Origin of the sequence: Corynebacterium sp. c25Ua_47, assembly GCF_039907205.1 — a bacterium.
Classification (GTDB): domain Bacteria; phylum Actinomycetota; class Actinomycetes; order Mycobacteriales; family Mycobacteriaceae; genus Corynebacterium; species Corynebacterium hiratae.
Genome location: NZ_JASBOH010000008.1, coordinates 119,795 through 141,754 on the forward strand (window position 1 = coordinate 119,795; position 21,960 = coordinate 141,754).

Annotated in this window: 22 protein-coding genes; 7 read left to right on the forward strand and 15 right to left on the reverse strand. The window is 62.3% G+C overall.

What is annotated here, in order from left to right; all coding sequences use genetic code 11:
• The first annotated feature begins 93 nt into the window (after window positions 1-93).
• Both QKE52_RS09065 and QKE52_RS09070 read left to right on the forward strand, forming a co-directional pair.
• Window positions 94-684 (forward strand): hypothetical protein, encoded by a 591-nt coding sequence (locus QKE52_RS09065; protein ID WP_070510387.1) that lies wholly within the window; start codon window positions 94-96, stop codon window positions 682-684.
• 107 nt (window positions 685-791) lie between these two features.
• A complete protein-coding gene (locus tag QKE52_RS09070; RefSeq protein ID WP_070515906.1) occupies window positions 792-1,112 on the forward strand; it encodes a putative quinol monooxygenase in 321 nt (106 codons plus the stop codon).
• Window positions 1,113-1,355: 243 nt separating this feature from the next.
• On the opposite strand, the gene QKE52_RS09075 is transcribed toward QKE52_RS09070, so the two are convergent.
• The gene (locus QKE52_RS09075) at window positions 1,356-3,242 is read right to left on the reverse strand and encodes an acyltransferase family protein (protein ID WP_347948634.1); all 1,887 of its coding nucleotides are present in this window, start codon (window positions 3,240-3,242) and stop codon (window positions 1,356-1,358) included.
• A 562-nt stretch (window positions 3,243-3,804) separates the two neighbouring features.
• Entirely contained in the window at window positions 3,805-4,602 is a 798-nt protein-coding gene (locus tag QKE52_RS09080) for an HAD-IIB family hydrolase (RefSeq protein ID WP_347948611.1), read from the reverse strand.
• Window positions 4,603-4,699: 97 nt separating this feature from the next.
• Here QKE52_RS09080 and QKE52_RS09085 point away from each other — a divergent pair, with 97 nt between their 5' ends.
• Entirely contained in the window at window positions 4,700-5,734 is a 1,035-nt protein-coding gene (locus tag QKE52_RS09085) for an enoyl-CoA hydratase/isomerase family protein (RefSeq protein ID WP_070510383.1), read from the forward strand.
• 45 nt (window positions 5,735-5,779) lie between these two features.
• Here the strand turns inward: QKE52_RS09085 and QKE52_RS09090 are convergent, their stop codons facing one another.
• From QKE52_RS09090 to QKE52_RS09100, 3 genes are read right to left on the reverse strand one after another with little or no spacing between them, the layout of a single operon-like run.
• The gene (locus tag QKE52_RS09090) at window positions 5,780-6,940 is read right to left on the reverse strand and encodes a DUF6882 domain-containing protein (RefSeq protein ID WP_347948613.1); all 1,161 of its coding nucleotides are present in this window, start codon (window positions 6,938-6,940) and stop codon (window positions 5,780-5,782) included.
• 12 nt (window positions 6,941-6,952) lie between these two features.
• Window positions 6,953-8,101, reverse strand: coding sequence for a glycosyltransferase family 1 protein (locus QKE52_RS09095; protein WP_347948614.1), 1,149 nt, complete (start codon window positions 8,099-8,101; stop codon window positions 6,953-6,955).
• 6 nt (window positions 8,102-8,107) lie between these two features.
• On the reverse strand, window positions 8,108-9,328 hold the full coding sequence (locus QKE52_RS09100) for an NAD-dependent epimerase/dehydratase family protein (protein WP_347948615.1): 1,221 nt from the start codon (window positions 9,326-9,328) through the stop codon (window positions 8,108-8,110).
• A 195-nt stretch (window positions 9,329-9,523) separates the two neighbouring features.
• Between QKE52_RS09100 and QKE52_RS09105 the strand changes: the two genes are divergently transcribed.
• Window positions 9,524-10,180 carry a hypothetical protein gene (locus QKE52_RS09105; protein ID WP_347948616.1) on the forward strand — a complete coding sequence of 219 codons (657 nt, stop codon included), beginning with the start codon at window positions 9,524-9,526 and terminating at the stop codon, window positions 10,178-10,180.
• 109 nt (window positions 10,181-10,289) lie between these two features.
• On the opposite strand, the gene QKE52_RS09110 is transcribed toward QKE52_RS09105, so the two are convergent.
• Window positions 10,290-10,835 carry a gamma carbonic anhydrase family protein gene (locus tag QKE52_RS09110; protein ID WP_347948617.1) on the reverse strand — a complete coding sequence of 182 codons (546 nt, stop codon included), beginning with the start codon at window positions 10,833-10,835 and terminating at the stop codon, window positions 10,290-10,292.
• Window positions 10,836-10,851: 16 nt separating this feature from the next.
• Window positions 10,852-11,250 carry a hypothetical protein gene (locus tag QKE52_RS09115; protein ID WP_046646927.1) on the reverse strand — a complete coding sequence of 133 codons (399 nt, stop codon included), beginning with the start codon at window positions 11,248-11,250 and terminating at the stop codon, window positions 10,852-10,854.
• 35 nt (window positions 11,251-11,285) lie between these two features.
• On the opposite strand from QKE52_RS09115, the gene QKE52_RS09120 reads away from it, so the two are divergent.
• Complete coding sequence (locus QKE52_RS09120) at window positions 11,286-12,155, forward strand: patatin family protein (RefSeq protein ID WP_347948619.1); 870 nt, start codon at window positions 11,286-11,288, stop codon at window positions 12,153-12,155.
• Window positions 12,156-12,169: 14 nt separating this feature from the next.
• Here QKE52_RS09120 and QKE52_RS09125 read toward each other — a convergent pair whose 3' ends face one another.
• The 3 genes from QKE52_RS09125 to pth (QKE52_RS09135) are packed head-to-tail and all read right to left on the reverse strand — an operon-like array spanning window position 12,170 to window position 15,282.
• A complete protein-coding gene (locus tag QKE52_RS09125) occupies window positions 12,170-13,801 on the reverse strand; it encodes a peptide chain release factor 3 (RefSeq protein WP_347948620.1) in 1,632 nt (543 codons plus the stop codon).
• Window positions 13,802-13,825: 24 nt separating this feature from the next.
• A complete protein-coding gene (locus QKE52_RS09130; protein WP_102233774.1) occupies window positions 13,826-14,683 on the reverse strand; it encodes an SDR family NAD(P)-dependent oxidoreductase in 858 nt (285 codons plus the stop codon).
• A gap of 41 nt (window positions 14,684-14,724) precedes the next feature.
• Window positions 14,725-15,282, reverse strand: coding sequence for an aminoacyl-tRNA hydrolase (gene pth / locus QKE52_RS09135; protein ID WP_257995462.1), 558 nt, complete (start codon window positions 15,280-15,282; stop codon window positions 14,725-14,727).
• Window positions 15,283-15,443: 161 nt separating this feature from the next.
• On the opposite strand from pth (QKE52_RS09135), the gene QKE52_RS09140 reads away from it, so the two are divergent.
• Both QKE52_RS09140 and QKE52_RS09145 read left to right on the forward strand, forming a co-directional pair.
• On the forward strand, window positions 15,444-16,427 hold the full coding sequence (locus QKE52_RS09140) for a nitronate monooxygenase (RefSeq protein WP_347948622.1): 984 nt from the start codon (window positions 15,444-15,446) through the stop codon (window positions 16,425-16,427).
• 64 nt (window positions 16,428-16,491) lie between these two features.
• On the forward strand, window positions 16,492-17,946 hold the full coding sequence (locus QKE52_RS09145; protein WP_347948623.1) for a glyceraldehyde-3-phosphate dehydrogenase: 1,455 nt from the start codon (window positions 16,492-16,494) through the stop codon (window positions 17,944-17,946).
• Between the two features lie 233 nt (window positions 17,947-18,179).
• Here QKE52_RS09145 and ppk2 read toward each other — a convergent pair whose 3' ends face one another.
• From ppk2 to QKE52_RS09170, 5 genes are all read right to left on the reverse strand, one after another.
• Window positions 18,180-19,079: a polyphosphate kinase 2 gene (gene ppk2 / locus QKE52_RS09150; RefSeq protein ID WP_347948624.1), complete on the reverse strand. Its 900-nt coding sequence runs from the start codon at window positions 19,077-19,079 to the stop codon at window positions 18,180-18,182.
• An 88-nt stretch (window positions 19,080-19,167) separates the two neighbouring features.
• Window positions 19,168-19,635, reverse strand: coding sequence for a PepSY domain-containing protein (locus QKE52_RS09155; protein WP_347948625.1), 468 nt, complete (start codon window positions 19,633-19,635; stop codon window positions 19,168-19,170).
• Between the two features lie 97 nt (window positions 19,636-19,732).
• The gene (locus QKE52_RS09160) at window positions 19,733-20,611 is read right to left on the reverse strand and encodes a fumarylacetoacetate hydrolase family protein (RefSeq protein WP_347948626.1); all 879 of its coding nucleotides are present in this window, start codon (window positions 20,609-20,611) and stop codon (window positions 19,733-19,735) included.
• 5 nt (window positions 20,612-20,616) lie between these two features.
• The gene (gene pth / locus QKE52_RS09165) at window positions 20,617-21,156 is read right to left on the reverse strand and encodes an aminoacyl-tRNA hydrolase (protein ID WP_347948628.1); all 540 of its coding nucleotides are present in this window, start codon (window positions 21,154-21,156) and stop codon (window positions 20,617-20,619) included.
• Between the two features lie 144 nt (window positions 21,157-21,300).
• Window positions 21,301-21,957 carry a 50S ribosomal protein L25/general stress protein Ctc gene (locus QKE52_RS09170; protein ID WP_049154276.1) on the reverse strand — a complete coding sequence of 219 codons (657 nt, stop codon included), beginning with the start codon at window positions 21,955-21,957 and terminating at the stop codon, window positions 21,301-21,303.
• Window positions 21,958-21,960: the final 3 nt, after the last annotated feature.

Below are 21,960 nucleotides of genomic sequence, written 5' to 3' on the forward strand. Positions count from 1 at the left end.
GCCACCGGCAAGTGATAACAAAGTGGTATCGAAAATCCCACATGAGCGGGAAGTCTTTTTCCGCCGAAGCATTTTTGTGGCACGGTGGAAGGCATGAATTCTTTCCGTCGTGTTTCCCGCATGTCCGCCACCGCCGCCGTGGCAGCTACCCTCACCACTGCTCTGTCGGTGTCCGCTGCCCAGGCCGCCCCGGTTAACTCCTCTTCCGCACAGCTGCAGGACGTAAACCAGCTGTCTTCCCAGGCCGTTGAGCAGGTCAACTCTTTAGAGATCGAGCTGCCTGCGCAGGCCTATGACCTGGCGAAGCAGTTTAACGTCCAGTTGCCGGGCTTCATTAAGAAGCCGACCCCGGCCGTCGCCGGCGAACTCGTTGGTGCTACCCACGCCCACCTGCTCAAGCAGGGCCACCACGAGGATGCCAACGCCAAGAACATCGCGCAGGAGTGGGCAAACCAGGCAGCAGCTGGCAAGGTCACCTTCCACGACAATGCAGGCGATGGGCTGACCCACCTGGAGGAGGGCAGCGGCAACATTTACAAGCTCACCGAATCTGAGGCCAAGGAGCGCGTGGACTGGCTCAACCGCGACGTGCCCGTGACCAAGACGGATGGCACCGGCTTCGGCGTCGCCCAAGCTTTTGACGGAACCTACGTCTACGTGGCGGAGTACTTCTTCAACAAATAATCCTCCCGAGAGGCTCTTTTTAAGGCCCTGCTGGAATATGGCTACCTCAGTTCAGCCATAGGCGGGGCCTTCTGCACGTTTTCGTGGAGAAGGTTACAGTGGGGCCCATGATTTTGATCAACGTACAGTTCCACGTCAAGCCCGAGTACGCCGAGACCTTCCTCGACGAGATCGACTGGTACACCAAGGCCTGCCAGGCTGAGCCCGGCTGCATCGACTTCAAGTGGTTCCGCGATCCGGAAGACAAGCAGCGCTTCCTGCTCCTCGAGTCCTACAAGGACGGCACCGACGTTGACCACGTCAACACCGAGCACTTCAAGCGCTCCTGCGAGGAGCTCCCGAAGTACCTGGTGGAGACGCCGGACATCATCAACACTCACATCGATGGAAAGACCAATTGGGATAAGATGAGTGAATTCTCCGTCTAGGAAAGTGTGCAGCTTGGCTTCCAGTAAGAAGGAAGCACACAAGTAACGGCGAAGCGAGAACGGCCGGGGAGGCACATCCCCGGCCGTTTTCTATGTGCTCAGACCTAGAGGCGAATCACGTCAACTGCCCGAGTTGCCAAAGTTATAGGCGCTCGCCTCAAGATCTGGCGAAAACTTTGGCAACAAGGGCTGCTGCTAGGACAATGCTGCTAGCGCGCTGCCCTGATTAGTGAGGGCCAAAGCCTAGAGCGAGCAGGCCGTGCTCGTGGACTTGTCCCCGTTGGAGTACTGCTCGAGGGCGTCGGAAAGCGCCTGCACATACAGCGCTGCGCCCTCGGCCTGTGGGTGCACGCCGTCGTCGTAGAGCAACGCCGGGTTCTCTTGGGCCATGCCGCACCAGTCGGCCACGTAGACGTTGTCGTGCTCCTTTGCGGCCTCGATAATCTCTGCGCGCGCCTGACCCATCCAGTCGCGCTCGCCGTAGGGCACGACGAGGATAACCGTGCGATCGGAACCGAGGATGGTGAGGAGCTCGTCCATCTCGCCGTCCGCAGCCGGCCCGTTCGTTCCCAGCCCCACAAAGACGGTGGAACGTAGCTGTTCAGAGTCCTTCAGCTGTCGAATCGCAGGAATCGCCTCCCCATACTGGCGGGAAACCGCCGCATCGATGAGGATTCCGGGGAAGCGCTCGTTGAGGGCTTCGGAAGCAGCAAGCATGACCGAATCACCCACCGCGTTGATCTCCGTGCCCGCAGGTAGCGCCCGCTTCTCCTTCGGCTTCGTGGTTTCTGTCGGCGTTGCTGGGGCCGATGCGGCGGTCTGCTCATTGGCCTGCGACATGCGCTCCAATTCTCGCTCGAGCTCGGTCTGGTCCTGTGACGTGACCAGCCCATAGGCCACGCCCAGCGCCGAGAGGATCACCATGGCGGGCACGGCAGGCCACATGGCCTTGCCGAAACCGTCCTTCATCTCGGCCACAGTGGGGCGCGAGGCCCAATAGGTGCGCCACGTGGCGACATATCCGGCGCGGCGGAAGGGGTTCTCAACGAACTGATACGTCACCTCAGCCAGCAGGCAGGACACGGGAAGCGCGAGTAGTCCCAGCAGCCACGCCGGGGCATCAGACAGCTCGCGGAGGATCATCACCACCGGCCAATGCCACAGGTAGAGCGAGAAGGAACGCTGGCCCAGCCACCGCATCACCCGGGTACGGAAGAACCATGTCAGCGGTCCGGTCTCACGCACCACGCCCCAGATCATTGCCGCGCCGAGGAGGCTGGTGAGGACCAGGCCGCCGCGGTAGGTGAATTCAAGGTCCGCGCCCATCCACACCAGCTGCGCCAGGTATCCGATTAAGGCAAAGGACCCGATGGTGCCGGCGATAACGCCTGTGCTTGTCGACGCCCACGAGTCCGCCTTCGCCTCCTTCGACGTCGAGGTGAGTAGAAGGGATAACAGCGCACCGATGAGGAGGCCGAAGGCATGGGTATCGGTGCCGTAGTAGACACGGGTGGGGTCTTCGCCCGGAGTGAACAGCAGCGCCATCGCGGCAGCGGAGGCGGCGGCGAGGACAAGAGAAAGCGCGATGGGCAGGCGCTTGGGCTGGTGCCGCGACAGAGCAAAAGCGCCAAACATGAGCAGGGGCCATAGGAGGTAGAACTGCTCCTCAACGGCCAGGGACCAGTAGTGGGCGAAGACTTGCACCTCATTGGGCGCAAAATAGGTCTGGCTGGTGGCGATTTGGGTCCAGTTGTTGACGAAGAAGAAGGTACCCAAGAATTGTTCCCGGATCCCCACGGCTAGGTCCCCGCCGATCATTGCTACGAGGGCCGTGCACAGGCATAAGACCACGAGCGCAGCCGGAAGGATACGCCGGAAGCGCCGGATCCAAAAGTCGGTGAGGCTGATGCGCCCGGTCACGGCGAACTCGCGCACGAGCAGCGAGGTAATGAGGAAGCCGGAGAGGACAAAGAACATGTCGACGCCGAGGTAACCGCCAGGGAGTAGATCCCCGAAGAAGTGGTAGAGCACGACCGCCAAGACCGCGAGACCGCGCAGCCCATCCAGGCCCGGTACCGGGCGCAGGCGCGCGCGACGCTGGCGCGTGACGGTGGGGGATTCTTTCGGCACCGCTGGAGTGTCAGCGCCCTTCGTGTTGTCCTGGCGCGCGGCCTGGCGCTGCTCGCGGGAGCGGCGTGGTGCTTTGAGCTGCTTGCTCGTCGGTGTGCCGACGGGCTGCGAGCGCCGCGCCAAGGCGCGCGAGATCTCATTCTCAGGCCGTGGTTCGGGGGAACTCTCGGCGGGTGTGGGCTGAGCTGGGGGTTGCGAAGCGGCCTTGGCGATCCGCTCGACAGGCTGAGCCGGACGGGGCTGTTCGTCGCACTGCGGCCGGGTAGATCGAATACGCTGTGGCCGCGTAGCGCGCGGGAGCGAGCGGCGGTGCGGCGAGGGGGTTTCCTCGGCGGCCTCGCGGGCTTTGTGCAGCTTGGCCTTGCGCACAGCGGAGGCCTTGGGGAGGGACCCCGGGTTCAGCTCAAGGGAGGTGTCCGTGGCCCGACGAGGGACACGGGGCCCAGGGGATCGCAGGAACTTCTTCACTGAACACTCCACACGTAAGGGATTGGGGTCTAGGGAACCGGGGTAATCCTACTCGGGTGGTGGCAGAGAATCGGGAAGGTTTCCTGGGAGCGTGTTAGGTGCGCAGAAGCTGGCGCAGCACGGTGCTCACACCATTGTCGGTATTGGCAGGCGCGATAATATCCGCTATTTCCTTCAGCTTCGGATGCGCGTTGTCCATGGCGACAGCCGTCCCAGCGGCGCGCAGCATTTCGAGGTCATTGAGGTAGTCGCCGAAGGCCACGGTGGCGGTGATTGGAACGTTGGCAAGTTCAGCGAGCTTGAGCAAGGCTGCGCCTTTATCCACGCCGCGGGCCATGACATCGAGCCAGACCTTGCCCGATACCGCCACGTTGTCCTCCGGTACGGCGCGACGAATCGGCTCGTAGAGGTGAGCCTCGGAACCGGATTCGCAGAGGATGGCGATCTTGATGATGTCGCTATTGGGGACGTCGTCCACGTCGTCGACCCACGTGACCGCCTTGTAATACTTGGAAATCTCCGCGCGTGCTGCCTGCGTGACATCCCGCGCCACGTAGGCGGTCTCCGGAGAACAGAGAACGACGGTGTGTGCCTCGCTGATGGAGGCTGCGGCCTCGCGCGCCGCGCGCACGGTTTCTTCCTGCAGCGGGAAGGTGGCGATGATCTCGCTGCCGCGCAAAATCACCGAGCCGTTCTCGGCAATGAATGTGCCACCCTTTGGGAACATGTCTTGTAGGGTGGCCAGCTGGCGTCCCGAGGCCGGAACCAGCTCGCAGCCGCGGGCAGTGGCGAGCTCCTCAAGCTCTGAAAAGTCTGCGGGCAGCTGACCGTGGGCATCGAGGAGGGTGCCGTCCATGTCAAGAGCAACAAGCTGTGGGAGCAAGAAATTCACACCAATCTGAAGGTTGGGTTTAGAAGCAGGGGTCGATGTTAAAACCAGCCTCAAAAACAGGTGGCTGAAACATGTGTGATATGGAACACTGGTGCGCATGACTACGACTGATCCAGTACTCGTTTCCGTCCGCAACCATACCGGAGTCCTCGAACTCAATCGGCCGAAGGCCCTGAACTCGTTGACCCCGGACATGATCGATATCATCCGCCGCTCCCTCGAAACGTGGGCGCAGGACGATGAGATTGAGCAGGTCCTGATTTACTCCAATAGCCCTAAGGCATTTTGCGCGGGCGGCGATGTGCGTCACGCGCGGGAGGGAATCGCGGAAGGCAAGCTGGAGGAGGTCGATGCCTTCTTCGCCAGCGAGTACCTCACTAACGGTGATATCGCAGAGTTCCCGAAGCCCTATATCGCCGTCATCGACGGTGTTGTCATGGGCGGTGGATTGGGCATTTCCCTGCACGGCTCGCACCGCGTGGTGACGGAAAAGGCCTTCGCCTCGATGCCGGAGATGAACATCGGCTATGTCACCGACGTCGGTGTGGCCTATGCGGCCCAGCGCATGGTGGGCACCCGCGGTATCGCCTCACCGGGCTTGGCCAAGTTCTGGGGTCTTAGTGGATACCGCATGTATGCCGCAGACATGTTGTGGACTGGCGTGGCAACCCACGTTGTCAAGGATGCACACGAGCTGATTGAGGCCGCCATTGAGCGCGGTATTGATGCCGCGCTGGAGGACCTCGCCCTGCCCGCACCCGAAGAGCCCGCCCCGCTGGAGCAGGTGGCCAAGGACCTGGAGGAGACGTTTGCCCTGCCAACGTGGGAGGAAATCTCCGCGGAGCTGGACAAGCGCCCGCTCATTGCCGGTGAGGTCCGCCGCCTTATGGCAGGGGCGTGCCCAGCTGCCATTATCGCGGCTAACGAGCTTTATGAGGCAGAGGCCGGTGTCGACGACATTCGCGAGGCCCTCCTTTTGGAACTCAAGCTGGGCATGCATATGTACCGCCGTCCCGACTTTTCTGAGGGCGTGCGCGCGGTACTAGTGGACAAGACTCAGGACGCAGCGTTTAACCCGGCCACCACAGAGGAGGTTGACGTCGAGGAGTTCCGCGCCGTGCTGAACTCCTAATGCTCACGCTCCCAGCTGCACATGCTTTCAGCGCTGTCCGAGCACTTATAGGGGGCGCGCCCGGTGGTAGGCAGCGCGCGCCCGCTGCTCGTCCACGCCTGCCGGCACCGCAACGTTGAGGGTGGCTTGCGTGGCCGCCGGAGTCGGTGCGGGGAGGTGGAACGCGGGGGCATCGGACAGCGCGAGGCCTTGGCGGCCGTCGGGAAGCTGCACCGGCAGCAAGGTCCACAGGCCCAGAACTGGCATGGCCAGCTGTGGCAAGCGTGCAGAGCGTGCCTCAGTGATGGACACGCGGGCCCGAATCAACTCGGGGATGGCCTGGTCATATCCGAAACGGCGCAGGTTACCCGCGGCCTGAGCGGACAAGGAACCGGCTAGCTCGTCTGCCCAGGCCCAGGTGAAGATGTTCGTGGAGGCGTCGATCGTCGCGATGAGGTGCGCGGGCACCGTGAGCGAGCCGTAATCGGAGTTTACAACGGTCCGCGAGGTAACAGGATCAAGGTCCGCCCACAGGTTGGGGAAGCGGGCCTCCAAGAAGAAGTTGTGCTCGGTGGCGAGGAAGTGGGCGTCGGCCAACACTTCGCGCGCGCTGAGCCCAACGCGGCCCGGGGCCTGGGGGAGAGCCACGATCCGGGAGCCGTGGAAAAGCGCGAGATTTTCCGCGTGGCTCTGCGGAATGCCCAGGTAGGCGAACAACTCGCCGGTGGCTAGGCGCTCGTCGACGCCACCGGTGACGTCCCCTGAGTGCTCAATTCCGGCCAGGATGCTCACCCGAGGATCCGGGTTAATCTCCGCGAAATCGACGGCGACCAATGCTTCGCCATCGCCCTGTGGGACGCGGACAACGGGCCGGTCGCCCACCAGCCGTCGTGCCAAGCCGCGCAGCAGGGCAGAGTCAGGTTGCGGCCCGTGGAATTCCGGCTGCGGTGCGTGCTCTGCCATGCCGGTGGTCCAGCGCAGCTCCCCGTTGTGGATGGTGGCAAGACGCAGTCCATCGAAATCATAGACCCCGGAATCAGTGCTAAAACGCACGACGGCGCGCTGATCCAGGTCTGGCTGCCCTTCCTCCGAGGTTGCTGATGCGGAATCGGTGGGAATGAAATTCACCTCGACGTCGCGAACGACGCCTAGGCGTGAGGCAAACGTGGCGTCGATGCCGGCTTGGATAAAGGCGCCAGCGGAGTACAGGTTCTGGGCTGAATCCATGGGTCTCCTTGACTAGTTTGTATTCCTGCGGAAGGGGTGCTCGATGGCCTCCTCGTAGGCCTGAAGGAGGGCTTGGGTGGATTCTACCCAGGAATGTTTTTCAGCTTCGCGGCGGGCGGCCTGTCCCATCTGCGCCCGGCGGGAGGAATCACGGAGGAGGCTGAGAGCGGCGCGGGCCCACGCGGTGTCGTCAGCGTCGGGCTCGATGAGATGTCCTGTGACGCCTTCTTCGATAACGAAGGGGATGCCGCCGGCATTCGTGCCGATGACCGGAACCCCAGAGGCGAAGGACTCGAGAGCCACGAGTCCCAAGGTCTCTGTGGCGGAGGGGAAGAGGAAGACATCCCCCACGGCGAAGGCGGCGGCGAGCTCCTCGCCGGAGAGGTAGCCCGTGAATACGGTGTGCGCAGGATCGAAGTTGGACTTGAGCTCCTCCAAGGCGGGGCCATCGCCGACGACGGCTAGGCGGGCGTCGCTAAGCTGTGCCCTCACCAGTTCCATCACGTGATCGAGGCGTTCCAAGTCCTTCTCCTTGGAGACGCGGCCGATATAGGTCACCAACGGGGAATCCGGGTTACCGTCGGTCAGGCGCTCGCGCATCTGTTCCGTGGCGCGACTGGGGTGATAGGTCTGCGTATCAACAGCCTTGGGCCACAGCTGCACGTTGCGGATCCCCATCATCCGAGCCTTATCCACCATGGGGCCGGAGGTGCACAGGTTCACCGCAGCCTGGTTGTGCAGATACTTCAGCGCGGCTTCGGTCAGCGGCCTAGTCCACCCAATCCCCAGCGCTTCAACGTACTCGGGGACATTGGTGTGGAAGCTGGCTACCAGCGGTACGGCATCGCGCTGCGCGGCAAAGACGCCGAGGGCCGCGGTCCAAATGGGATTGACCGCGTGGATGACATCGGGATCGAAATCCCGGATCTCTGTGAAGAACTTCCACGAGGGCAGGCCAAACTTGATCTCCGGGTAGACCCACAGCGACAAACTGGGGATGCGGGTGACCTCGAAGCCGGCATAGGTGTCAGGGGCCTTGCCTGTGGCAAAAATCCGCACCTCATGGCCCATCGCGGCCAGCTGGTCCAGCGTGCGCGTCAGGCGGGTGACCACGCCGTCGATCTTGGGCAGGAAGACCTCGGTAACGATAGCGATGCGCACGAAGGTTTAAGCCTCCGCAGCGTCCGCGCCGTTGGCCAAGGCTTCGGGAACACCAGCGTGCTGCTGGCGCGTCCACAGCGACTGGGCTGGAATCTTGGAGCGGTCAGCACGGTCGGCGTACTTACGCGCGACCTCCTCCACCTCGTGGAGCAACCCCTCCGACAAAGTGGTCGGCTCCAGGCCGAGCTCGAGGAACGTGTCGTTGGTGACGTGGAGTTCATTCTCTGCGGATTCCTTGCGCGGGTTCGGCACATAAGCCACTTCCGCACCAGAGATCTTCGCCAGTAGTTCTGCCAGGTCACGCACGCGGTGGGTTTCGGTCATCTGGTTGATGATCTTGACGCGCTCGCCGCGTGCCGGCGGATTCTGCAGGGCCAGCTCGATGCAGCGCACCATGTCACGAATGTGAATAAAGGCGCGGGTCTGTCCGCCGGTGCCGTGCACGGTCAGCGGATAACCAATGCCGGCCTGAATGAGGAAGCGGTTGAGCACCGTTCCGTAGTCACCGTCATAATCAAAGCGGTTAATGAGGCGCTCGTCCTTCTGGGTCTGCTCAGTGTGCGTGCCCCAGATGATGCCCTGGTGTAGGTCGGTGATGCGCAGCTCATCATTCTTGGCGTAGTAGGCAAACAGGTGCTGGTCCAGGACCTTCGTCATGTGGTAGACCGAGCCCGGGTTGGAGGGGTAGAGGATTTGCTGCTTGACGACGCCATTCTCGCCCGCATCCACCTGCACATCCAGGTAGCCCTCCGGAATCTTCATACCGGCGGTGCCGTAGCCGTAGACACCCATGGTGCCCAAGTGGGCGACGTGGATATCTTGCTCAGATTCCACGATGGCGGCGAGCAAGTTGTGGGTGGCGTTGATGTTGTTATCCACCGTGTAGCGTTTGGTGCGCGAATTCTTCATGGAATAGGGGGCGGCGCGCTGCTCAGCGAAGTGCACCACCGCATCCGGGCGTTCGGTATTCAGGAACTCCAGCAAGCCGTCGTAGTCCTGGGCCACGTCGAGGTTACGGAAGCCGATGGTCTTGCCGGAAACCTCGGTCCACGCGGCCAGGCGATCCTCAATGGAGGCGATGGGTGTTAAGGATTCCGCGCCCAACTCCTCATCGATGGCGCGCCGGGAGAGGTTATCCACGATGATGACCTCGTGGCCTTGGTCGGAGAGATAAAGGGAAGCGGGCCAACCGCAGAAGCCGTCTCCGCCGAGAATCGCTACCTTCATTTTTTGTCTCTCCACTTCTTGGGTCGGGGTCAAAACGTGCTGTACCAGCAGGGGTCTAGTCTATGTTGACACGCGTAAGTTGGGGGTTCGTTACGTGGCACACTTTTTTCGAACATACCGTTTGCTCGCCTGCGTCGGGGGCGCGCGGGGTAAACAGTAGATGAATGTTCTCTAAGAGCCTGTAGACTAGCCCGCATGCTTGAAGCCGTGCTGAATGCCTTCGCCGATTCCGTCAACGCGCTTCTCATCGGAATCCTGGTGGCCATCGGCATCATGCTTCCGCGGGGGAGCTACCGCAAGATCGCGGCCCTCGTCATCGTCGGTGACTGGTTCGGCGTGCTCACCGCCGCTGCTGTGGTGATGTTCGTCTTCGTCGGTATCCAGGACAAGGTGGCCGCCGCGCTGGAATCACCGCTGCTTGGTTGGGGTCTGGTGGTCATCGGCCTGGGGCTGGGTCTTCTGGCCTGGCGCTCCAAGGGCGAACCCAATGACATGGTGCAGAAACTCCTCGGCCCACTGCGCACGCCCTCGGCCAAGACTGTCGCGGTGGGCTATGCCATGGGTGTTATCCAGTCCTTGACCTCCGTGCCTTTCTTCTATGGGCTGATGCACCTTGCGGCAGGGGACTTTAGCAACACCGTTAAATACGGCGGCCTTTTCTTCTATGCCACTTTCGCGCTCTCACTGCCCACGGTGTGCGGGCTTTTCATCGCTGTGGTTCGGGCGAAACCACATTCCTGGGCCGGTCGCGCCTTCGCGTGGGCGCGGGAAAACTCTGCAGCAGTGGCACTATGGAGCGGCTACGGAGTGGCCGCCTTCCTGGTGGTGATGGGTCTCGTTGCTCTTCTATAACGAGCCGGCTGGTGGGCAAGAGTTCAAAAGTGAACTGCCCTAGTTGCCAAAGTTCTGGTCAGTTTTTGCGGCGGACTCGGGAGTTTTGTCAACAACGGCAGTTGCGGTGCTAGTCGTAGAGGACTTCGTCGAGGGGGAGGGCGTCGCCAAGCGGCGCCTGATTCTGAGCAATGTCGACGTAGCGCGCGGCGTGCGGGATGAAGGCGGCGGATTCCTCAGGGCTCAACGCACGGCGCACCTTGGCGGGCACCCCGGCGGCTAGGGCGCCGGCGGGAATGTTTTGGCCCTCGAGCACCACCGCGCCGGCGGCGATGAGAGAGCCTGTGCCCACGGTGGAGCCGGAAAGCAAAGAAGACTTCATTCCAACCAGCGTGCCCGCGCCCACCCGCGTGCCGTGGAGCATGGCCATGTGGCCCACGGTGACGTCATCCTCCAGCACACACGGCGCAGTGGTTTCGACGTGGATGACGCAGTTGTCTTGGATATTGACGCGGGCGCCAAGGCGGATGGCACCAACATCTCCGCGCAGCACGCTGCCATAGAACACGGAAGAATCTGGCCCGATGGTGACGTCACCGATGATGGTGGCATTCGGCGCAATCCAGGCGCTGCGGTGGATGCGGGGAGTGTGCCCTTGGAAGGGGAGGATGAGCATGGCGGATTAGCTTTCTTCAGGGGGTGGGTTCGACGGACACAGCGAGTGACTCGGAAACTTCATAATCGCCGGGCTCCGCGTTGAGTTGGGACAGCGTCTCTCTTTCTGCAAGCGACAACGGGATGGCCCATCCCTTCTTGGGGTCGTGGACGGGACGCTGTTCTCTAGTCGTGGGGGAGAGATGCACCGTGGTCTGAGGGCCACGCAACTGCGCGGGCTCGCCGGAGCGCGCCACCTCACTGAGCACCTGCGCACCGGCAGGGGAGGTAACCAGGATGATGAGACCGCTCGCAGTGTGCACGGAAAGATGATCGAAAGAAACCTCGACGGCGTGGGGATCCGGGGAGGCCAAACGGACAGTGCTGGAGCCGCCAAGCTTGTCGACGGCATTCTTAACCGCAGAAAACAATCCCATGGCGCGATCCTAGCGCGGGGGTACCATCGGGCACTGTGATTGACGCGAAAGATACAGCACTCGTCATTGAAGGCGGCGGCATGCGCAATTCCTATACCGCCGCGTGCATCGTCAAGCTCCTAAAGGAGGAGGTGGAATTTGGCTGGGTTGGAGGTGTTTCCGCGGGCTCTTCACACACCGTGAACTTCCTCTCCCGCGACGTGAGCCGCTCGGAAGAATCCTTCGTGGATTTTGCCAAGAACCCCAGCTTCGGTGGCCTGGGTTCGCTGCTGCGCGGTAGCGGCTACTTCAATGCGGAGTTCATCTATGAGAAGGCCGCCGATCAGGACATGCCCTTTGACTGGGAAGCATTTCAGGCCAACCCGGCGCAGATGTGTATTTCCGCCGCGCGCGCCGATACCGGGGAGAGCGTGTACTGGGGGCGCAATGACATAAAGACACAAGAGGACCTGATGGTGCGCGTTCGCGCGTCTTCGACGTTGCCGCTGATCATGCCGATGCGTGTTATCGATGGCGCACCGTACGTCGACGGTGCGATGGGGGAATCCGGTGGCATCCTCATCGAGCAGGCGGAGAAGGCCGGCTTTGAAAAGTTCTTGTTCCTTGGCTCGAAACCGCGTGGCTACGTGCGGCCTGAGGTAGGGCGGCCCGCGGCGCTGCGACGAATCTTCCGAAAGTACCCTGCCGTGGCGGAGTCAATGATTGCCCGGCCGCCCCGGTACAACGCCTCCAAGGACCGGCTTCTGGAGCTGGAAAAGGAAGGGCGAGCCCAGCTCTTCTTCCCAGAAGATATGCAGGTGGCTTCGACCGAACGCTCGGTGACTAAGCTGCGCGCGAACTATGAAGCCGGGCGCGCGCAGACCTATGCGGAATGGCCGGCGTGGAAGGAATTCCTCAGCAGTTAAGGGAAACGCTGTGCCTAATCCGCCACGAGGGTTTCGATGGTGAGCTCCGGGTGCTCCTTCTCAATGAAGGCCAGCTTCCACTTATCACCAAAGAGCGCGATGAGCTCGCCGTCGGTGCGGGTGAAGATCTCCACGCCGCGCTGGCGGCCCAACTCGGGCGCGGATTCGGCGTCGGTGCGGCGCGCCACCGAGTAGGGGATGGGTTCGGTGATGGTCTCCACGTTGTACTCGACCTCCATGCGAGCCTGCATGACCTCGAACTGCATGGGGCCCACCGCGGCCATGACTGGGGCGGCATCGCCACGCGTATCGTTGCGCAGAATCTGGACCACGCCCTCCGCAGCCAGCTGGTCCAAGCCCTTGCGGAATGCCTTGTAATCACCCAAAGACTTCGCGCGTAGGATGCGGAAGGACTCCGGCGCGAACTGCGGCATGGGCTTGAACTGTACCTTCTTGCCTGTGTAAATCGTGTCACCGGGAGCCAAGGAACCGGCGTTGACCAAGCCCACGATGTCACCCGGGTAAGCCGTGTCCACGGTGTCACGCGTGCGGCCGAAGACCGTCAGCGCATACTTGGTGGAGAAGCTGCGGCCGGATTGGGCGTGGTTGACCTGCATGCCGCGCTCAAACTCACCGGAGACCACGCGCATAAAGGCCAAGTTATCGCGGTGCTTGCGGTCCATGCCTGCCTGCACCTTGAAGATGACGCCCGCAAAGTCGTCAGTAACCTCACGTACCTCGTCGATGGCGGAGGTGGCGGCCTCGATGGCCTGCGGATCCGAATCGCGGGAGCGCGGAGCCGGGGCGATGGCGCACAGGGTATCCAGAATCTGGTGCACGCCGAAGTTCAGCATTGCAGAGGCGAAGATGAGCGGGGAGGTCACGCACTGCTCGAAGAGCTCCTGGTCGTGCAAGGCGCCATCGGCAGCCAGCAGCTCTGCTTCCTCCACGGCCGTCTCCCAAGCGTCCTCTTCTTTCGCGGCTGCATCCTCAGGCGCGTAGTGCTCCTCCGGGGCGATGGTGGAACCACCGGCGGTGCGCAGGAAGTGCACGTACTCATCGGCCTCGCCGTCATCGTTGATGTGGGCCAAGCCGCGGAAGTCGCCGGCGATACCCACCGGCCAGTACAGCGGGGTGGGCTGCAGCTGGATTTCGTTGACGATTTCGTCGACAAGCTCCAGCGGCTCACGGCCCACGCGGTCCCACTTGTTGATCACCGTGATGATCGGCAGGCCGCGGGCCTTGCACACGCGGAAGAGCTTGAGGGTCTGGGGCTCGAGGCCCTTGGCGGCGTCGATAAGCATGACGGCAGCATCCACCGCCGTGAGCACGCGGTAGGTATCCTCCGAAAAGTCCGCGTGGCCCGGGGTATCCACCAGGTTGATCATGTAGGGCTCGCCCTCGTGGCCCTCGGGCGCGTACTCGAACTGCAGGGCCGAGGAGGCCACGGAAATACCGCGTTCCTTCTCCATCTCCATCCAGTCAGAAACCGTGGACTTGCGGTTGCCCTTGCCGTGCACCGCGCCGGCCTCGTTGATGACGTGCGCGTGGAGCGCCAGCGCCTCCGTCAGCGTGGACTTACCAGCATCCGGGTGGGCGATGACGGCGAATGTGCGGCGGCGGGAAGCTTCGGAGGCAATACTCATGCGGGCTAGTTTAGCCGCTGGCTGCTACCACTCCACATTGAGCTGGCGGCCCAGATCATCAAAGATGCGCCGGGCCACGGAGAGCTTCTTCGCAATCGGCCGCTGCAGGCCTGGCTTGCGCTTCTGGTTGTAATACTCGCCGGATTCGAAATGGATGCCGGGGGTGCCGCTGAGGAAGTAGGCCAAGTTCTCCCCGCCTTTGTCCGCCTTGCCCAAGACGTATTGAGCCGCAGTGGTCGAATAGAGCTTGCTCGTCCTGCTCGTGGAGTTATGCCCGAAACCAGTATTCAATATCCCCGGGTGGAAGGCCACGGAGGTCAGCCCGTGGGAGTCGAGGTAGCGGGTCAGCAGGATATCGCCCAACTTGGCGTTGCCATAGGCGCGCTCCGCCGTGAATTTTTCAAAAGTATTCGGGTCACCGGGGTCGAAAGAGGAATACAGCATGTTGGCCAACGAGGCGGTCTGCACCACGGTGGCGTTGCTGGCCCGCAGCGTATCGCGCAGCAAGGAGGTCAGCAGGAAGGGAGCCACGACGTTGATCTGCCACGTGCGCTCGAAGCCATCGGCGGTGGCGAAGGGGCCGTCGAACATTCCGCCGGCATTATTGCCCAAGGCGTCGATCCGCGGGTATTGGCTCAGCTCCTCGGCGAGCCGGCGCACCTGGCCCAAAGACTCATAATCGGCCACATGAAAGTCGGCTCCGATCTCCTCGGCCACAGCCTGCGTCTTCTCCGGGTTGCGGCCCACGAGCACGAGCGAATCCTGCGGGCGGCGCTGGTGAAGGATACGGGCAGCGGCCGCGCCCACGCCGTCAGAGGCTCCGGTGATGACGATAGTTTTCGGGTCGTTATTCAATGGCAGGCTCTGGCTCGTGCGGCTCATACTTGGACAGTGTAGGACGTTGAGCGTGGTCGCGCCGGGGTTTATTTCGCCCGGGAATGGATTTCCTGCTGGGCCTTGTTGAGCCCCTCAGCCACGATGAGACGTGCGGCCTCGGCGGCGGTGGCGATGGTGGAATCGAGCTCAGCGCTGGCGTCGACAGGCGCGAGCACCCAATCCGGGATGGAACCACCCTTGGGTGGGCGCCCGATACCGATGCGCACGCGCAGGTAATCGCGCGTGCCCAAGCGCTCGCTCAGTGACTTAAGGCCGTTGTGGCCGTTTTCGTTGCCGCCCTTCTTAATACGCACCTTGCCGACGGGCAGGTCGAGCTCATCGTGGATGACGATGATGTTCTCTGCCGCAACGCCCAGTAGCGTGGCCAGCGGGGCGATGGGATCGCCAGAGAGGTTCATGTAGGTGTGTGAGCGCAGCGCTACGACCTTCGTGCCTCCGAGCTCGAGCTGCGCCGCGCTGAGTTGGTGCCCCGTGACAGGCTCGAGCATGTCACCAGATTCGGCGAGGAGATCATCCACCGCCATGTACCCCACATTGTGGCGGGTCGCGGCGTATTTCGCGCCGGGATTACCCAAACCCACGATGAGCCACTCGGCGCTTAAATCCGCCGGGTTTAATCCGGAGGCGGCGGCCTTCTGTGTTTTCTTATTCGGTGCTTCGCCGGCACGGCCAAAGAGGCGGGTGAAAAAGTCACGGATGGCAGACACAACTACTCCCTTGATGGTTTTCTTTAGGCTGGGTAACCATGAGTCAACTTCTTGAGACTATCACTTGCCCTGTCCTACCTGCCCCGATGGCGGGCGGGCCCACCACGCCTGAGTTAGTCGCCGCCGCCGACGCCGCTGGTTCCTTCAGCGCGCTGGGGCTGGGGACGTGCTCCGTCGACGCCGCGGGGGAGGCCATCGCTGCGTGTGCCGGTACGCGCTTCGGGGTCAATATCTTTCACCCGCAGCGCGCGCTAACCGAAACGGAACTCGCGGCTGCACGGTCCCTCGCCGCCGAAGAGGGCGCCGTGCTTGGCGACGTCTCCCTCAACTTCGGCTGGCAGGACAAGCTCGAAGCCGCGCTGGAGGGTGGGGCAGCGGTGCTGTGGTCGATGTTCGGCGTCTTTAGCGAGGACGAGGTCGCGCGCATCCATGACGCTGGGGCAGAGGCGTGGACCACGGTCACCAACCCTGAGGAAGCGCAGGCCGCGGCCGCCCGCGGCATCGATGTGTTGTGCGTGCAGGGCCCTGAAGCTGGCGGGCACCGTGGTGTGTGGGACCCGGGTGCGGAACCCGATCAGCGCCCTCTCGAGGAACTCGTCGCGGCGGTCCACCAGGTCACGGACCTTCCGCTCATTGCCGCGGGTGGTCTGCGCACGGCGGAAGATGTTGTCACGGCCCTGGCCTGGCCGGGGGTAAAAGCAGTCAGCTGTGGTTCCGCCTTCCTGCTCTCCGAGGAGGCGGGAACGAGTGAACACAACCGTGGCCTTCTGCGTCGCGGTGGCCAGACGGTGTCCACCCGCGCGTTCTCTGGGCGCTACGCCCGCGGGCTGGAGACCGCCTACACGCGGGCACACCCGGACCTGCCTTTGGTCTACCCCTACCTCAACGCGCTACTGAAACCTCGTCGCGCCCAGCTTGACGCGGACGTGGACTATTGCCTCGTAGGTGTCGAAGTAATGAAACTTGGCGGGGGTAGTGTGGCGGAGATCCTCGCTCAACTACACCCAAACGGGCATGAATAACGGTTAATATTTACGGATGGACAGAGTTTTACACCCTTTTTGACGAGTAAAGGATACAAAGCACGTGACTTCGAACGCGCACATTGGGCACGAGGATTGGAACGAGCGCCTGGAGCTGGCCCAAGAGATGATCCCGCTCATCCACCAGCTGCACCGCAACAATAACGTTGTCACCTCTATCTACGGCCGCCTGCTCATCGGCGTGACCGACATCGACATCATCAAGGCGCACCGCTACGCCCGCCGCATTGCTGAGCGCGAGCTTTCCACCGCAGAGACCCTGCCGATTGTGAAGGAACTGTGCTCGATGAACCTGGGCACCGCCTCCATTGATTTGGGCCGTCTGGCCACCGGCTTCGAGGAGTCCGGCTCCGATAACCTGCGCAACTACCTCGAGGAGACCCTCGTGGATCTCGTCGGCGCTGGTGTGGACAAGGAATCCACCGACGTCGTCCTCTACGGCTTCGGTCGCATCGGCCGCCTGCTGGCCCGCATCCTCATCGCCCGCGAGGCTGCCTACGGCGGCGTGCGTCTGCGCGCCATCGTCGTACGCAAGAAGGGCGACATGGATATCTTCAAGCGTGCCTCCCTCCTGCGCCGCGACTCCGTCCACGGTGCCTTCAACGGCACCATCGCTGTTGATGAGGAGAACGAGGTCATCTGGGCCAACGGCACGAAGATCCAGATGATCTACGCCAATGACCCGGCGGACATTGACTACACCAAGTACGGCATCGACAACGCCATCGTCGTCGACAACACCGGTGTGTGGCGCGACCGCGAGGGCCTGTCCCAGCACCTGCAGTCCAAGGGTGTGGATCGCGTGCTGCTCACCGCTCCGGGCAAGGGCGACCTGAAGAACATCGTCTACGGCATTAACCACGGCGACATCGAGGACTCCGACCAGATCCTCTCCGCCGCATCCTGCACCACCAACGGCATCACCCCGGTGCTCAAGGTCATCAACGACCGCTACGGTGTGGTTCACGGCCACGTGGAGACCGCCCACTCCTTCACCAATGACCAAAACCTCATCGACAACTTCCACAAGGGTGACCGCCGCGGCCGCGCAGCTGGCCTGAACATGGTGCTCACGGAGACCGGTGCAGCCAAGGCTGTGTCCAAGGCTCTGCCGGAGTTTGAGGGCAAGCTCACCGGTAACGCCATCCGCGTTCCCACCCCGGACGTTTCCATGGCCGTGCTCAACCTCGAGCTAGAGAAGGAAGCTGACCGCGACGAGGTCAATGACTTCCTGCGCAACGTGTCCCTGCACTCCGACCTGCGCCAGCAGATCTCCTACATCGCTTCCCCGGAGGTTGTGTCCTCTGACTTCGTGGGCTCTACCCACGCTGGTGTGGTCGATGGTCTCGCCACCATCTCCTCCGGCAAGCACCTCGTGCTCTACGTGTGGTACGACAACGAGTTCGGCTACTCCAACCAGGTCATCCGTATCGTCGAGGACATCGCCGGCGCCCGCCCGGTGGTGTACCCGAAGCGTGTTGACGTCTCTGAGCTCTAAGCGCTAGAACACGAACACCGCCCTCGCCGTATGGCGTGGGCGGTGTTGTTGTTTTCGGGTTCTGCTCGGCGGGCAACCTAGCTTTGCCAGGATGCTTCAAACGTGCAACTGCCCGATCTGACAAAAGTAGAGGCTGGGATTGAAAAATCCGGGCAACTTTCGTCAGCTAGGGCAGTGTGCACCGAGCGGGGCGGCTGTGCCTACCGAAAATGTAGGAGAAGTCTGCGGAAGAACTACTTCTTCTTCTTGTTCTTCTTGCCGTGCTTCTTCTTAGTCTTCTTGTCGCCGTTGCCGTTGACCTTCTCACGCTCCAAGTCGGCAGCGACATCCGGGACGTAGGCAAAGTCGTTGCGCGGCGGGCGGACGTATTCGGCTTCGAGCTCAGGGCGGTTCGGGATCTCAGGTACGTCTTGCTCCACGTGCTGGTACGGAACCGTCTTGAGGATGTGGTTGATCACGTTGATGCGTGAACGCTTCTTGTCCTCAGACTCCACCGTGTACCACGGGGAGGATGGGGTATCCGTGTGGACGAACATCTCATCCTTGGCACGCGAGTAGTCTTCCCAGCGGGTGATGGACTGCAGGTCCATGGGGGAGAGCTTCCAACGGCGCAGCGGATCATTGCGACGGGACTTGAAGCGTGCGAGCTGCTCCTCGTCAGAGACAGAGAACCAGTACTTGAGCAGGATGATGCCATCTTCGATGAGCATGTGCTCCAGCAGCGGAGCCTGGTGCAGGAAGCGCACGTACTCCTGCTGGGAGCAAAAGCCCATGACGCGCTCTACGCCGGCGCGGTTGTACCAAGAACGGTCAAAAATGACGATTTCGCCGGCGGTGGGCAGCTTCTCAATGTAGCGCTGGAAATACCACTGACCCGCCTCGCGGTCAGTCGGCTTGGGCAGCGCTTCGATGCGGCAAGTACGCGGGTTAAGGTACTGCGTAATGCGCTTGATGGCGGAACCCTTGCCGGCGGCGTCGCGGCCTTCCATGATGATGACAACGCGGGCGCCGGTCTCAACGACCCACTGCTGCATCTCGACGAGCTCTGCTTGGAGGCGCTTGAGCTCGTCCTCATAGGCTTGCTTGTCTAGCTTCGGCGGCTTGGTGGCAGACTTCTTAGACTGTGAACTCATACCTTTAAATTTACCTCTTAGCTGGGGAAATGCCTAACTGCAGGGGTTAGAGATGTGCGTGGGATGGAGCTGGGGATCAGACTGGCGATCAGTCAACCTCGTGTTGCGTCACCGCGCCGCTGGCGGCGTCGACATCGAGCTCGTGTTCCTGGCCGTTGGCCTTGAATTCAATCTCCCAGTGCGGGCCCTTGCCGTCATCACCATCGTCGTAGTCGACTTCCTTTTCGGTGACGGCCTGGGCATCAACGCCGGCGTGGGCTAAGGCTTTCTTAAAAGCTTCATCGCCGCTGAGCATGCCGGAGCCCTCTGCGTTGCCGGTGGCCCTGGCGCCAGCCGTGGCGGCAGGCTGCTGAGCGTCATCATCGTCGTGGTCGTCATCACGGTCATCGTCGCCAGCATCCGTGCCCGTCGCTGTGGCCGTTTCCGTCACGGTTTCCACCGGCGCGGGAGTCGGCGTCGGGGCGGGCTCGGCCTCCTTATCCGACGAGCACCCCACCAGCGCGGTGCTGGCGCAGAGTGCGATGCCGGCGGCGGTGAAACGGGAATGAAGAGTCATCGAGGCTCATCCTCCTCAGTCAATCAGGGGGAAATGTGGTGCCCCACCGTATCGAAATCAGAGCGTGCTCGCTGAAGAGCCTGGATATGGCTGACTGTTAACGGCCGTGACAGGTGCAGCCTTCGCCGCAGCCACCGGCAGCAGGGGGCTCACCGAAGCGCGTAGTGTTCTCAATTGCCCCTAGCCCTTCGATGCTGATGCGGGTGCGGGAGCCGTCGCCCAGCAGCGCCTCCTCACCACGCGCGAAGCCCACACCTTCCGGAGTGCCGGTGGCAATGACATCGCCCGGATTGAGAGGGTAGAGGGAGGAACAGAAGGCGATGAGCTCGGCCACGGAGAAGATGAGGTCATCGGTGTTGTCGTCTTGGCGCACGTCGCCGTCGACGGTCGTGGTGAGCCGCGCGGCCTTGCCCGGGGCCCATTCATCAGCCGTGGTCAACCACGGCCCGAAGCCGGCGGTGCGGTAGAAGGATTTGCCGGCGTGGAACTGCGTGGTGGCGCGCTGATAATCCCGCAGGGTGTAGTCGTTCATGATGGCATAGCCGGCCACGTAATCTAGCGCATCTTTCGTGCTCACCCGGTGCGCGCGGCGTCCCATGACCACGGCGAGCTCTCCTTCGTAGTCCAGCTTCTTCGTGGCATAGTCCGGGACATAAACGTCGTCGAAGGGTCCGGTCAGGGCCTCCGGAAACTTGATGAAGAGCGTGGGCTGCGTGGGAAGCTCGCGCCCCATCTCCCGGGCATGCTTGGCGTAGTTGACGCCAACGCAGATAATCTTGCCGGGGTGGGGGATGACGGGGGCTAGGTCGGCATCGTTGAAAACCACAGGCTCGCCGGACAGCTGCGCGGCCTTGCTCCAATCGGGGCTGGCGAGCAATTCTCCGACGTCCTCATAATCCAGCTCGGTGCCCACGTTGGGGCCGTCGATGCGGATAGCGCAAGTACCAAAACTGGTGCGGAGAGTAGCGAGCTTCATGGCGGCTAGTCTAACGCGCGAAGAATCTCATCGACGGCATCGGCACAGATGATGAGAATCTCGTGGGCCTCCTGCTTAGTCCACGGCTTGAGCACGAATGCGGCCGGATCCATACGGCCGGGCGGGCGGCCGATGCCTACTGAAAGCCGCTGATAATCCTTGGTGCCCAGGGCCTTCGTGGTGGAGCGCAGGCCGTTATGGCCGTGGTCCCCGCCGCCGAGGCGTCGCTTGATGGTGGCGAAGTCGAGCTCCAATTCATCGTGGATCACGATGATGCGCTCAGCAGGAACATTGAAATATTGGGCGAGTGCCTTGATGGGACCGCCGGACAAGTTCATGAAGCAGCGCGGCTTGGCGACGATCACCTTGGTGTCCCCGCGCCGCGCTTCGGCGACATCCGTGTTTGTCTTTTTGTGAACGGAAAAGGAAGCGAATAGCTCGTGGGCTAGTTCATCAGCCACGTCAAAGCCGATGTTGTGGCGAGTGCCGGCGTACTTCGGCCCGGGGTTTCCTAGGCCAACGACGAGAAAAGGAGAAGAAGTCACGCAGCCATTCTAAGCCGCTGGGGTGAAGACACAAGAGCGCACCGCCGCCTGCACGCTCACCCCCTCGGTATGTAGGGGAGGGAGTGAGAAAGAATGCAGGCAGCGGTGCGCTAGAGAATGAGGAGTGATAAGGAGAGGGGAGTTTTACTCCTCGTCGGCCTTCTCCTCGGCGGCGCCCTCGTCTGCGGACTCGGCGCCAGCCTCAGCGCCGCCGTCCTCGGCAGCCTCAGCGGCAGCCTCGAGCTCCTCATCAACCTGAGGCTCGGAGATGGAGACGATGACGGTGTCTTCCTCGGCCACGAGGGTGGTGCCCTCCGGCAGGGTGATGTCGCCAGCGGTGACCACGGTGCCATCCTCGAGACCCTCGATGGACACGGCGATCTCCTCCGGAATGTTGAGCACGTCTGCCTCGACCAGGAGGACGTCGGCATCCTGGATGGACATGAGGCCCGGAGCCGGCTCGCCCTCGAGGACAACCGGAACCTCGACCTCAACCTTCTCGCCACGCTTAATGGAGAGCAGGTCGATGTGGTCGATGTTGAAGGTCAGGACGTTCTGGTCGACGTGCTTGACCATGACCAGGTGCTGCTCGCCCTCGAGCTCCAGCTCGAACACGGCGTTGACGCCGTGGTTACGGACCAGTGCGGTCATTTCCAGGCGGTCAACGGCGAAGTGCAGAACGTCGACGGCGTGGCCGTAGACAACGCCCGGGATCTTGCCTGCAGCGCGCAGACGGCGAGCGAAGCCTTTGCCAAACTCAGAACGGACTTCAGCCTTCAATACGGGGCGCTCAGAAGCCATAAG

Bases quoted from the DNA above. Each gene is read 5' to 3' on its own strand.
- QKE52_RS09065 (WP_070510387.1), top strand. From the start codon at position 94: ATGAATTCTTTCCGTCGTGTTTCCCGCATGTCCGCCACCGCCGCCGTG.
- QKE52_RS09070 (WP_070515906.1), top strand. From the start codon at position 792: ATGATTTTGATCAACGTACAGTTCCACGTCAAGCCCGAGTACGCCGAG.
- QKE52_RS09085 (WP_070510383.1), top strand. From the start codon at position 4,700: ATGACTACGACTGATCCAGTACTCGTTTCCGTCCGCAACCATACCGGA.
- QKE52_RS09090 (WP_347948613.1), bottom strand. From the start codon at position 6,940: ATGGATTCAGCCCAGAACCTGTACTCCGCTGGCGCCTTTATCCAAGCC.
- QKE52_RS09100 (WP_347948615.1), bottom strand. From the start codon at position 9,328: ATGAAGGTAGCGATTCTCGGCGGAGACGGCTTCTGCGGTTGGCCCGCT.
- QKE52_RS09105 (WP_347948616.1), top strand. From the start codon at position 9,524: ATGCTTGAAGCCGTGCTGAATGCCTTCGCCGATTCCGTCAACGCGCTT.
- QKE52_RS09110 (WP_347948617.1), bottom strand. From the start codon at position 10,835: ATGCTCATCCTCCCCTTCCAAGGGCACACTCCCCGCATCCACCGCAGC.
- QKE52_RS09115 (WP_046646927.1), bottom strand. From the start codon at position 11,250: ATGGGATTGTTTTCTGCGGTTAAGAATGCCGTCGACAAGCTTGGCGGC.
- QKE52_RS09125 (WP_347948620.1), bottom strand. From the start codon at position 13,801: ATGAGTATTGCCTCCGAAGCTTCCCGCCGCCGCACATTCGCCGTCATC.
- QKE52_RS09130 (WP_102233774.1), bottom strand. From the start codon at position 14,683: ATGAGCCGCACGAGCCAGAGCCTGCCATTGAATAACGACCCGAAAACT.
- QKE52_RS09140 (WP_347948622.1), top strand. From the start codon at position 15,444: ATGAGTCAACTTCTTGAGACTATCACTTGCCCTGTCCTACCTGCCCCG.
- ppk2 (WP_347948624.1), bottom strand. From the start codon at position 19,079: ATGAGTTCACAGTCTAAGAAGTCTGCCACCAAGCCGCCGAAGCTAGAC.
- QKE52_RS09155 (WP_347948625.1), bottom strand. From the start codon at position 19,635: ATGACTCTTCATTCCCGTTTCACCGCCGCCGGCATCGCACTCTGCGCC.
- QKE52_RS09160 (WP_347948626.1), bottom strand. From the start codon at position 20,611: ATGAAGCTCGCTACTCTCCGCACCAGTTTTGGTACTTGCGCTATCCGC.
- QKE52_RS09170 (WP_049154276.1), bottom strand. From the start codon at position 21,957: ATGGCTTCTGAGCGCCCCGTATTGAAGGCTGAAGTCCGTTCTGAGTTT.